The following is a 10,958-nucleotide window of genomic DNA, read 5'->3' on the forward strand; positions in this document are numbered from 1 at the left end:
GTAACGAGTCCGGCGGCGGCCCAAAGTAGTGGTGGGCGTGGTTGGCGCATCGCTCGTTGAAGGGTGCGTGGCAGTTGGGGCAGCGGGTTGAGGTGCGGTATTCGGTGATGGTGAGTTCGGTCCGGCAGGCCCCGCAGAGTATGGCCTTTTCGTTCCATTGGGTGGCGGGCCATTGGCGGGCGGGGTGTGTGGCGTCTTCTTCGTGGCAGTGGTAGCAGGGGTAGTAGCGTCCGCAGCAGGGGAACTTGATGGCGACGATGTCCTTGGTGGTGTGGTAGTGGACACAGCGTGTTTCGTTGTCGACCGTCTGCCCGTAGACGGGCACGCCGGGTGTCTTCGTGTGGTCCCGTGTGCCGCCGGGGGCTGTGTCCGTTGCGTTCGTCGGGTCCCGGGGTGTGTCCTTAGTCATCAAAGCCGCGGGCCATTAACGACTCGCCCAGCGCGTCCGCTGTGCGTAGTGCGCGGACGACGGCGGGCGCGGCCAGGGCCAGGACGGAGTGGTGGGCGGCACGGGCCTTTTGGGCGTCGGAGACGTCGCGGACAATGTCGGCCACGAGCGGCAGGCAGCGGATGGCCAGGGCCAGCAGCAGGCCCACTCGTTCGGGATCGACGCCAAAGCGCCGCAGGGGCCGGAGCGCGCGCTGGCAGGTGTCGAGGATGGCGGAGACGGTGGTTGTGAGCGTCAACAGGTTGGCCAGGGCGATGGTCGTGACCAGGGTGCCGGTCGCCAGGGCTGCGTGCTGCCAGCCGGAGAGGAGTATTTGGAAGAGCAGGACGGCGCCCAACACCCACAGGAAGGGGCGCAGCTGGCGTCCGGCCAGGGCCCAGGGAATGCGTGCCAGCGCGTACAGCAGGATCGTGGCGAGGATGGCCGTGCCGAGCTGGGCCAGGCCGGTCATCGAGGACAGGGCGAGGACGCCGGCGGCCAGGGCCGGCAGTTTCAGCCCCGCCGGGGTCCGGTGGACCAGCGAGACGCCGGGGGCATAAAGCGCCATCATCGCGGACCGGCCCCGGACAGGGCCGCCGGTAACGGGGCCTCGTCAAGCGTTTCCCACAGCTTTTGGTAGGCCGCGAGGACGGGGGCGGGGGCGCCGTCGGCGGCCACCTTCCCCTGATGGATCAGGATGACCCGGTCAAAATCCCGCAGCAGTTCCAGATGGTGGGTGACGATGACCAGCTGCTGGTCCATGGCGGCGAAGATGCGTCCCACCCGGCGCAGGTTGAACGCGTCCAGCAGCGTCGTTGGTTCATCGGCCACCAGGATGGAGGGCCCGCCGACCAGGATCGCGGCCAGCGCGAGCAGCTGTTTCTGGCCGCCCGAGAGCAGGTGCGAGGGGTGGTCGGCGTGTGCGGCCAGGCCGAAGCGGGAGAGGATGGCGTCGACCTTTTCGGTGGTTTCCTCCTTGGACAGGCCGCGGCGGCGCAGCGTGAAGGCCACGTCCTCGGCCACCGTGGGCATCACGATCTGGCTGTCGGGATCCGTGAACATGAAGCCCACGCGGCGGCGGACTTCCCGCCCGTGGCGGGCCGGGTCGAGGGTGTCGACGGTGACGGTGCCCCGGGTGGGAAGGACCAGCCCGTTGATCATCCGGGCCAGGGTGGACTTGCCGGAGCCGTTGGCCCCGATGATGCCGATGCGCTGCTCGGCCAGGGTCAGGTTGATGTCCTCGAGCACGGTGCCGCCACCGTACTGGTGGCCGACGCCGGTGAAGCGGATGGTGCTCACGGCCGCAGGCCCGGGGCGGCGGGTTCGGGGCGGCGGCTGGCGGTCCCTGCCTCAGCGGTCCGGGCCGGGCGGGCCATGAGGCCGGGGTGGGCGCGGTGGACCTGGCGGGCGACCAGGACCGTGACGACCACCTTGACGGCGTCGCCGGGCAGGAATTTGAGGCAGTCGAGGACGGCGGCCCACAAGGGCGTGTGGGTGTTGAACGCGGTGACGGGGACGCCGATGGCGTAGATGGCCACAATGCCGCCAAGGCCGGTCACGGCCAGGGCCAGCCAGGGCCGGTAGCGGGGCAGGATCCGTGCCGTGAGGAAGCCGATGACGGCCACCCCGAGCAGCCAGCCGTAAAAGTATCCGGCCGAGGGGGCCGTGGTGAACCAGGAGATGCCGCCGCGCCCGCCGCTGAGCACGGGCAGCCCGGCCGCGGCCAGAGCGCAAAACAACAGGACGGCCAGGAAGCCCTTGCGGGCCCCCAGGATGGCGCCGCAGAGCATGACGGCCAGCGTCTGCAAGGTGATCGGGACCGGCAGCGCACCGAGCGTTATGGATCCCGGCACGCCCATGGCCGCGATCAGGGCGGCAAAAACGGCGATCTGGGCGAGGTCCCGGGCACTGCCCCGGCGGTGGCCCCGGGCAGGGGTGTGTGGGGGGACGGACATGGCTAGCACTCCAAGGCTGACGTGGGGAAAGTGGTGCACAAAAGGCACCCACCTTCATACTTGAACACCGTTCAAGTATGAAGGTGGGTGCCTTGGGTGTCAAGGAATCCGTGGCCGCGCCCGGCCTCGGGAGGGCGGAACGGCCCTGCCGGGTGCGCCCTACGCCACCACCGAGGATTCGCTCAGGGAGTGCCAGGTGCGGTTGTGGTAGACCAGCGGGCGTGACTCCTGCGCCGTCCGGCCGGATTCACCGGGGAGGTCCACCTGCAGCACCTGCACGGCGACCACGGTGGAATCGCCGGCATCCATTTGGTTGACAACGCGCCCGCGCAGCCAGGCGTTCGACGACGGCAGGTACGGCTCGCCCGAAATCAGCCGCGACCAGATGGACGTGTCGGCAAAGCGGTCAATGCCGCTGGTGGCAAAGTTCTTGGCCAGCTCGATCTGCCCGGCCCCGAGCAGGTGGATCACCACGGTCTCGGCCTGCTTGACCGTCGGGGTCGACGACGACGCCGACGACAGCGAAAACACCACCAGTGGGGGAGTGGCCGAGACGGAAATGACCGAGGTGGCGGTCAGGCCCACCGGGCCGTCGCCGATGTCCGCCGTGATGACAGCCACGCCGGCGGGGTGGTTCCGGAACGCGGTTTTGAAGTCGTCGGCGCTGAGCATGTTGGCAAAGCCCTGGTGGCTGGCCGGCTGGTGCTCGGCGAGGGCGGTGGCTTGCGACATGGTTGCTCCTTTGCTGCGGCCGGATGCGGCCCGGACTGCGGCTGCTGTCTTGATGAAAACTACCATTACAACGAACTAATGGATGATTGAAAGTGACGAAGTATGGCGTAGAGGCCGTTTTGTTTTGCAAAATGACCTTTTGTGACCCTCAAATTTGAAGACCGGCAGGCTTGTGCGGTCTAGTAGTTGGTGGCTGGAACGCGCGCCAGGGAGACCCGGCCCGCAACACCTTGCCCGCAGACCTCCCGGCAGCAGGCCCGTGGCTGCGCGGCGGCGGCGCGGCCGGAATAACGGAGTTTTTTGTACATGAGTGCGACCCTGACGAGCAGCCCTTCGGCCGGGCAGCGGCCTTCCGGCGGCGCATTCCCCGCAGGCCCGTCCGGCGACGGCGGCCGTGTGGAGTTTTGGGCGGAGCAGGCCCGCCGGCTGGACTGGGCCGAACCGTGGCACACCACCCACGCCTTCAAGCCGGCCCTTGACCCCGGGTCCGGTCCCGGGCTGGATCCGGCCCTGCAGGAATTGCAGGTGCCCGAGATCGAGTGGTTCACCGGTGGCAGGCTCAACGCGGCCGTCAACTGCGTGGACAGGCACGTGCAGGGCGGCAACGGCAGCAAGGTTGCGCTGTACTTTGAGGGTGAGCCCGGGGACCGCCGGGCCATCACCTACCGGGAACTGCAGGACGAGGTCTGCCGGGCGGCGAATGCCCTGGAGGCCCTGGGCATCGGCAAGGGCGACAGGGTGGTCATCTACCTGCCCGTGCTCGCCGAAACCGTCATCATCACCCTGGCCGTGGCCCGCATCGGCGCGATCCACTCACTCGTCTTCGGCGGCTTCTCCGCCGAGGCCCTGAAGTTCCGCGTGGAGGACACCGGCGCCAAGCTGCTGGTCACCACCGACGGTCAGTTCCGGCGCGGTGCCGCCGTCCCGGTGAAGGCGAATGCCGATGCCGCCGTTGCGGGCGAGAACGCCATTGAGCACGTCCTGGTGGTCCGCCGGACGGGGTCGGACATCGCCTGGACCGAAGGCAGGGACGTCTGGTGGCACGACGCCGTCGGCAACGCCAGCGCCGAACACACCGCCGAATACTTTGACGCGGAAACACCCCTGTTCATCATGTACACCTCCGGCACCACGGGCCAGCCCAAGGGCCTGGTGCACACCACCGGCGGCTACCTGGTCCAGGCCTCCTACAGCCACGAGCTGCTCTTCAGCAACCCGGACCCGGCGCTGCGCGGGCAGGACGTCCACTGGTGCACGGCGGACCTGGCCTGGGTCACGGCCCACACCTATGAGATCTACGGCCCGCTCTCCAACGGCGTCACGCAGGTCATCTTTGAAGGCACGCCCAACACCCCACACCCCGGGCGCCACTTTGAGATCATCGAACGCTACGGCGTCACCAACTACTACACCGCGCCGACCCTGGTCCGCTCGCTCATGGGCTGGTTCCCCGACGGTGTCCCCGCCCACCACAACCTCTCCTCCATCCGCGTGCTGGGCACCGTGGGCGAGGCTGTCAACCCGCAGGCCTGGCACTGGCTGCGGGACGAAGTGGGCCGCGGCACCGTCCCCATGGTGGACACCTGGTGGCAGTCCGAGACCGGCGCCACCATCCTGTCCCCGCGCCCGGGCGACACCAGCTTCAAGCCCGGCTGCGCATCCCGCGCCCTGCCGGGGGTCAGCGTGCGCATCGTGGACGACGCCGGGACCGACGTGGGGCCCAACGTGCAGGGTTTCATTGTGGTTGACGGCACGGGGCCGGCCATGGCCCGCACCGTGTGGGGCAACCCGCAGCGCTACCTGGACTCCTACTGGCGCAAGTACGCCCGCGAGGGGTACTTCCTGGCCGGCGACGGCGCCCGGTACGACGAAGACGGGCACATCTGGATCCTGGGCCGCGTGGATGACGTCATCAACATTTCCGGCCACCGTCTCTCCACGATTGAGATTGAGTCCGCGCTGGTCTCCCACCCCGCCGTGGTCGAGGCGGGAGTCACCCCGGTGGCCGACACCCTGACGGGGCACGCCGTCGCCGCCTTTGTGGTCCTGCGCCCGGGTGCCGCGGACAGTGCGCACGGGATCCGCGAGGAGCTGCGCGCCCACGTGGCGCACAAGATCGGCCCCATCGCCAAGCCTGCCGCCGTCGTCGTGGTTCCCGACGTCCCCAAGACCCGGTCCGGGAAAATCATGCGCAGGCTGTTGACCCAAATGTACGAGGGGACCCCGCTGGGGGACACCACCTCGCTCCAAAACGAAGAAGCCATGGCCGGAATTGCCGCCGCCATTGCCCAGCACAACCAGGCCAAGCACAACCAGAAGGAAACCCCATGAGCAACGCACCACAGAAGCACGCAGACCTTTCCACCCCGCTCAAGTTCGCCTATTGGGTTCCCAACGTCTCCGGCGGGCTGGTGGTCTCCACGATCGAACAGCGCACCGACTGGAGCTTTGACTACAACAAGAAGCTGGCCCGCATTGCCGAGAACTCCGGCTTTGAATACGCCCTGACCCAGACCCGCTACGCCGCCTCCTACGGCGCGGACAAGCAGCACGAGGCCACCAGCTTCTCGCTGGCCCTGCTCGGCGCCACGGAACGCCTCAAGGTCATTGCCGCGGTGCACCCCGGCATGTGGCACCCCGGCGTGCTGGCGAAGTTCATCATCACCGCCGACCACCTCTCCGGCGGCCGTGCAGCCGTCAACATCGTCTCCGGATGGCTCAAGGACGAGTTCGTCAACTTCGGCCTGGACTGGCTGGAACACGATGAACGCTACGTGCGCACCGAGGAGTTCATCCGGGTGCTGCGCGGGCTGTGGACAGAGAAGGAGTACTCGCAGGCCGGCAAGTACTACAACATCAACGGCTTCACGCTCAACCCCGCCCCGGTGGACGTCCCCGGCCGCCCGCACCCGGAGATCTTCTTCGGCGGCAACTCCACAGCCGCGCAGGCCACGGCCGGCCGCGTCGCGGACTGGTACTTCTCCAACGGCCGCACGCTGGAGGGCTACGCCGAAAACGTCAACGGGGTCCTGGCCTCAGCCGCGGAGGCCGGCCGCAAGCCGCGCTTCGGCCTCAACGGCTTCGTCATTGCCCGCGACTCGGAAAAGGAAGCGCGCGACACGCTGCGTGAGATCGTCGAAAAGGCGCACCGCCCCGCCGTCGAAGGGTTTGCCGCGTCCGTCAAGGAAGCCGGCGCCTCCACCAGGGACGGCAAGGGAATGTGGGCCGACGCCTCCTACGAGGACCTGGTCCAGTACAACGACGGCTTCAAGACCGGCCTGATCGGCACACCGGAACAGATCGCCGAGCGGATCGTGGAATACAAGAAGGCCGGCGTGAACCTCATGCTCACCTGCTACCTGCACTTCCAGGAGGAAGTGGCGGCGTTTGGCCGGGACGTGCTGCCGATCGTGCGTGAGCTGGAGGCGGACCTGGCCCGCAAAAACGGCACCGAACTGGACACCTCCCTCCTTCCCGTGACCTACCTCGAAGGGGCTGCCGCTTAAATGTCCGACCACCAGTTTGGCTTCCGCACCCGCGCCCTGCACGCCGGCGGCACCCCCGACGCCGTGCACGGCTCCCGTGCCGTGCCCATCTACCAGACCACCTCGTTCGTGTTCAAGGACACCGACGACGCTGCCAACCTGTTTGCGCTGCAAAAGTACGGCAACATCTACTCCCGGATCGGCAACCCCACCGTGGCCGCCTTCGAGGAGCGCATCGCCTCGCTGGAGGGCGGTATCGGCGCCGTTGCAACGTCGTCGGGCATGGCCGCGGAATTCATCACCTTCGCCGCACTGGCCGGCGCGGGCGACCACATTGTGGCGTCCTCGAAGCTGTACGGCGGCACCATCACCCAGCTGGACGTGACGCTGCGCCGCTTCGGGGTGGACACCACGTTCATCGACTCGACCGACCCGGCCGACTTCGCCGCTGCCATCCGGGACAACACGAAGGCCGTCTACACGGAAATCGTCGCGAACCCGTCCGGCGACATCGCCGACCTGGAGGGACTGGCTGCCGTGGCGCACGACGCCGGCATCCCCCTGGTGGTCGATGCCACCCTGAGCACGCCGTACCTGATCCGGCCCATCGAATTCGGAGCGGACATCGTCATCCACTCCGCCACCAAGTTCCTGGGCGGGCACGGCACCACCCTGGGCGGGGTCGTCGTTGAATCCGGGCGGTTCAACTGGGGCAACGGCAGGTTCCCCTCCATGACCGAGCCCGTCGCCTCGTACGGCAACGTGTCCTGGTGGGGGAACTTCGGCGAGTACGGCTTCCTGACGAAGCTGCGCTCGGAACAGCTGCGCGACATCGGCCCCTCCCTGTCCGCACAGTCCGCGTTCCAGCTGCTGCAGGGCGTGGAGACGCTGCCCCAGCGCATGGACGAGCACCTGCGCAATGCCGCGGCCGTGGCGCAATGGCTGGAGGCCGACGAACGCGTCTCCTGGGTCCAGTTCGCCGGACTGCCGAGCCACCCGCACTTTGAGCGCGGCCGCCACTACCTGCCCAAAGGCGTCGGCTCTGTGTTTGCCTTTGGCGTGCGCGGCGGCCGGGAAGCGGGCAAGGCCTTCATCGATGCCCTGCAGCTGGCCAGCCACCTGGCGAACATCGGCGACTCCCGCACCCTGGTGCTCCACCCGGGCTCCACGACCCACCAACAGCTCTCCGCCGAACAGCTGGAGGCGGCCGGCGTGCCCGAGGACCTGATCCGCATCTCCGTGGGGCTTGAGGACATCGCCGACATCCTGTGGGACCTGGACCAGGCACTGGCCGCCGCGCAGTCCCTGCCGGCAGTCGGGGAAACAGCCGACGACGTGGCGCCATCGTGCCAGATCGGAGCCAGCGCATGAGCACCGCCGAACGTTCCTGGCAGGGGCCTTCCGCCCCCGAGCGCCTGGCCATCCTGCGCAAGACCAAGTCGATCGCCATTGTGGGAGCCTCGGACAAGCCGTCCCGGGCCAGCTACTTTGTCGCCACCTACCTGCTCTCCTCCAGCCGCTACCGCGTGTATTTTGTGAACCCGGTGGCCAAGGAGATCCTGGGCCGGCCCGTGTACAAGTCGCTGGCCGAGCTGCCGGAGGTCCCGGACCTGGTGGACGTCTTCCGCAAGCACGACGACCTCCCGACGGTGTTGGAGGAAACGCTGGCCGTCGGCGCCAAGACGCTGTGGCTGCAGCTGGGCTCCTGGCATGAAAGCGTCGCCGCGGAGGCGGAGTCCGCCGGGCTGGACGTGGTCATGGACCGCTGCGTGAAAATTGAGCACGCCCGCTTCCACGGCGGGCTCAACCTGGCCGGTTTCGACACGGGCGTCATCTCCTCGAAGCGCCAACTTCTCGCCTAGCCATGGCGTCATGGGAAGGGAAGGGCCTTCCGGCATGTTGCCGGGAGGCCCTTCATTGTGGTATCCCCAGCATGGGCATTTGCTTGGAGGTGAGAGTCCTCTGAAGGAGAAGGTGGTTTAACTTCTAGCTGATGGCAACTGCGTCACTGTGAGGTAGGGCGGGAAGGAAACCGGAGGCGAATCCCTGCACCGAGGGACACAAACCGCATAGAAGGCATGCTGGTTGGGGTAAGCCGGCCACAGATGGTGAAGCCCGTTCCACCGAAACGGCCAGTGTGGAGATGCGGCGGCGGCAGGGGGAAATTAAATGTTCTTATCTGGGGAGGTCTGTCTCAGTGCACTAACTGTGAGTTTGCGGGTGGGGCGGTCTGGTCCGTGAGGGCTGGTACTGATGGGGCAGAAGCCAGCAGAGGTTATAGTTCCCACCGGGATCGTGTTGTTGGTGGGGAAGGGCTGAACGCTGGGAATTGATGGTTTGAAGCGGTATTTCTCGTGTTCACACAGGAATCGCAGTCAACCCACGAGCGTGGTGGGACAGGGGATGTAAGGAGAGAACGGTGAATCCCGGAGGGCCCTCTTCTGTGCGTAGTGATGAATCGGCGGGTATCGGGGATGACGTCAGGGATCAGCAGGCGTTGTGGGTGAAAGTAATTTCCCGACAGAATCTGATGGTCGCGTTGAAGTGTGTTGAGCGTAATCGTGGTGCTGCCGGTGTTGACGGACTCGGTGCGGATGAACTCCGTGCCTGGCGTCTGAAACATTGGGTACAGACCCGTGAAGTGCTTGATGCTGGTACTTATGCGTCGTTGACGGTGCGTCAGGTGATGATTCCAAAACCTGGTGGCGGGGAACGGATGCTGGGAGTGCCGTCCGTGTTGGGACGGACAGTTCGTGCCCGCACAACTGTGGAGTGCCGGCGCCGGAATGCGTCGCGGCCGCCACGGTGCCGGTTTGGTCGTTGAGCAGCACCTTGTCGGTGCGCCGGTGGTGGAAGCTGAACATGGCGTTGAGCGGACCGGCGGTGGCATCCGCCGACGCGTCCACGATCTGCCCCGTGCGCTGTTTGTCCTCGATGAAGCGCAGGATGGAGGAATGGTTGCTCTCGGTGTGGTCCACGTAATTCTTCTTCACGTAGGGGGAAATGACCACGAGCGGCTGGCGCGGCCTCACGAGCGGCTGGCGCGGCCCGGGGCCGCAGCGGTCGGCATAGCCGCCCGAGACGGGTACACCGCGGGCTGCGGCGTTCTGGCACCAGGCGGCGTCGTCGGCGGCGTTGGAGGCGTTCTTCACGGCAGCGGCGACGTGGTCGTACCAGCCGTCCGAATCGTCATAGGCGAGGACCACGGCAGTGCTGGCCCAGTTCTTGGACTTTTCGATCTTGTTCACGGTGGCGGTGATGAAGTTCTCCTCGTCCAGCGGATCCGAGTAGGCGGCATGGCCGTCCTGGTACATCCCGGCCTTCAGGAAGGACACCGCGGGCAGGTTGTCCGTGTTGACGACCTGGTTGAAGGCTGTGAGGTCGTACTGGTGGTTTGCCTGGCCGTTGTGCCCGATCTCCGCCGGCGACGACGGCGCCAGGTGGTGCGGGTTGGCGGTGGAGGTGTAGTACTGGAAGGGCTCGTGGTGCGGTGAGTAGTCGGCCACCGTGGCGCCGGCCGAGTTTGCGTGGTTGGACAGGCACGACGCCGGGTTCCCTGCGGTTGAGGGGGTGGTTGGGGCGAACCCGCCCTGGAACCAGCCCCACGTCACGCCTTTGGCGTTGATCAGGTCGCCAATGTTTCGGCCCGTCATGGCGGAGAGGTTGTTGCTGGACGCGTGGCTTTTGTTGGAGCAGTCGTCGTACAGCGGATCCGGATCTCCCATGACTGTCCCCACGCCGTTCGCATCCGGCTGGCGCACCGTATAGCTTCCCGTGGCCGACGTGGCCACCGGCAGCCCGGCGGCAGAGTATTCCTTCGCCCCGTGGGTCTGGCCGGAGACCAGGTTCAGCGCGCCTGGCGTCGAGGGGCCCAGCGTGGTGCTGAAGTGGTTGTCGCTCATGGCGTAGTTCTGTGCATAGTTCCAGATGCCGGTGACGGTGTTGCCGTCGTAATAGTCCATGGTCAGTCCAGGCCGGCCGTACTGGTTGGTTCCGCAGGAGTCGCGGCTGGTGAACTCGACGAACTTGTCCATGGCACCGGCGTTGTAGGCTTTTTGCTCGGCAGTGTAGCTGTGGTCCTGGTCGAAGGTAACGGCCTGCATGGGGGAGAGGCGTGCGGGCTGGATTGAACTCGGGTTGCGGGGTGCCAGAAGGCCCGCATTCGCCAGCGTGTTGATGCCCTTGGGCGTGTTCTTGGCGGGAGTGAACACGGGTGCGGGGATGCCGCTTCCCTGCTGGCTTTCACCCCGCATGTTCGCCGCGTGCGGGTACGTGGCGAAGTAGTGGTCGAACGAGACGTTTTCCTGGAAGATCACCACGACGTGCTTGATGGGCGTTGCCGTGGCGACAGGAGCCCCC

Annotated in this window: 10 protein-coding genes; 4 read left to right on the top strand and 6 right to left on the bottom strand. The window is 66.8% G+C overall.

The features are described 5' to 3' along the window. The 5 genes from G6035_RS18630 to G6035_RS18650 form a co-directional block, all read right to left on the bottom strand. Positions 1-409 (bottom strand): CHY zinc finger protein (locus G6035_RS18630; RefSeq protein ID WP_176618598.1); only part of this gene is annotated, 409 nt, incomplete at its 3' end. Next, entirely contained in the window at positions 402-998 is a 597-nt protein-coding gene (locus tag G6035_RS18635) for an energy-coupling factor transporter transmembrane protein EcfT (protein WP_176618599.1), read from the bottom strand. The genes G6035_RS18635 and G6035_RS18630, both read right to left, overlap by 8 nt. Beyond that, a complete protein-coding gene (locus G6035_RS18640; protein WP_176618600.1) occupies positions 995-1,726 on the bottom strand; it encodes an ABC transporter ATP-binding protein in 732 nt (243 codons plus the stop codon). The genes G6035_RS18635 and G6035_RS18640 overlap by 4 nt, the downstream gene beginning before the upstream one ends. Then, positions 1,723-2,382: a biotin transporter BioY gene (locus G6035_RS18645; RefSeq protein WP_176618601.1), complete on the bottom strand. Its 660-nt coding sequence runs from the start codon at positions 2,380-2,382 to the stop codon at positions 1,723-1,725. Before G6035_RS18645 ends, G6035_RS18640 begins: the two co-directional genes overlap by 4 nt. Before the next feature lie 159 nt (positions 2,383-2,541). Further along, entirely contained in the window at positions 2,542-3,114 is a 573-nt protein-coding gene (locus G6035_RS18650; protein WP_176618602.1) for a flavin reductase family protein, read from the bottom strand. A gap of 306 nt (positions 3,115-3,420) precedes the next feature. Between G6035_RS18650 and acs the strand changes: the two genes are divergently transcribed. From acs to G6035_RS18670, 4 genes are read left to right on the top strand one after another with little or no spacing between them, the layout of a single operon-like run. Next, positions 3,421-5,445, top strand: coding sequence for an acetate--CoA ligase (acs, locus tag G6035_RS18655; RefSeq protein ID WP_176618603.1), 2,025 nt, complete (start codon positions 3,421-3,423; stop codon positions 5,443-5,445). Then, positions 5,442-6,620: a dimethylsulfone monooxygenase SfnG gene (sfnG, locus tag G6035_RS18660; protein WP_176618604.1), complete on the top strand. Its 1,179-nt coding sequence runs from the start codon at positions 5,442-5,444 to the stop codon at positions 6,618-6,620. Before acs ends, sfnG begins: the two co-directional genes overlap by 4 nt. Further along, positions 6,621-7,970 carry an O-acetylhomoserine aminocarboxypropyltransferase/cysteine synthase family protein gene (locus G6035_RS18665; RefSeq protein WP_176618605.1) on the top strand — a complete coding sequence of 450 codons (1,350 nt, stop codon included), beginning with the start codon at positions 6,621-6,623 and terminating at the stop codon, positions 7,968-7,970. Further along, positions 7,967-8,461 carry a CoA-binding protein gene (locus G6035_RS18670; RefSeq protein WP_176618606.1) on the top strand — a complete coding sequence of 165 codons (495 nt, stop codon included), beginning with the start codon at positions 7,967-7,969 and terminating at the stop codon, positions 8,459-8,461. The genes G6035_RS18665 and G6035_RS18670 overlap by 4 nt, the downstream gene beginning before the upstream one ends. A 618-nt stretch (positions 8,462-9,079) precedes the next feature. On the opposite strand, the gene G6035_RS18675 is transcribed toward G6035_RS18670, so the two are convergent. Next, on the bottom strand, positions 9,080-10,958 hold a 1,879-nt coding region (locus G6035_RS18675; protein ID WP_256128121.1), incomplete at its 5' end, for a phospholipase C.

It is taken from the genome of Arthrobacter sp. SDTb3-6, assembly GCF_013376095.1.
Taxonomy (GTDB): Bacteria; Actinomycetota; Actinomycetes; order Actinomycetales; family Micrococcaceae; genus Specibacter.

Coding starts and splice junctions, on each gene's coding strand:
- acs (WP_176618603.1), top strand. CDS start 3,421: ATGAGTGCGACCCTGACGAGCAGCCCTTCGGCCGGGCAGCGGCCTTCC.
- G6035_RS18665 (WP_176618605.1), top strand. CDS start 6,621: ATGTCCGACCACCAGTTTGGCTTCCGCACCCGCGCCCTGCACGCCGGC.
- G6035_RS18635 (WP_176618599.1), bottom strand. CDS start 998: ATGATGGCGCTTTATGCCCCCGGCGTCTCGCTGGTCCACCGGACCCCG.
- G6035_RS18670 (WP_176618606.1), top strand. CDS start 7,967: ATGAGCACCGCCGAACGTTCCTGGCAGGGGCCTTCCGCCCCCGAGCGC.
- sfnG (WP_176618604.1), top strand. CDS start 5,442: ATGAGCAACGCACCACAGAAGCACGCAGACCTTTCCACCCCGCTCAAG.
- G6035_RS18645 (WP_176618601.1), bottom strand. CDS start 2,382: ATGTCCGTCCCCCCACACACCCCTGCCCGGGGCCACCGCCGGGGCAGT.
- G6035_RS18650 (WP_176618602.1), bottom strand. CDS start 3,114: ATGTCGCAAGCCACCGCCCTCGCCGAGCACCAGCCGGCCAGCCACCAG.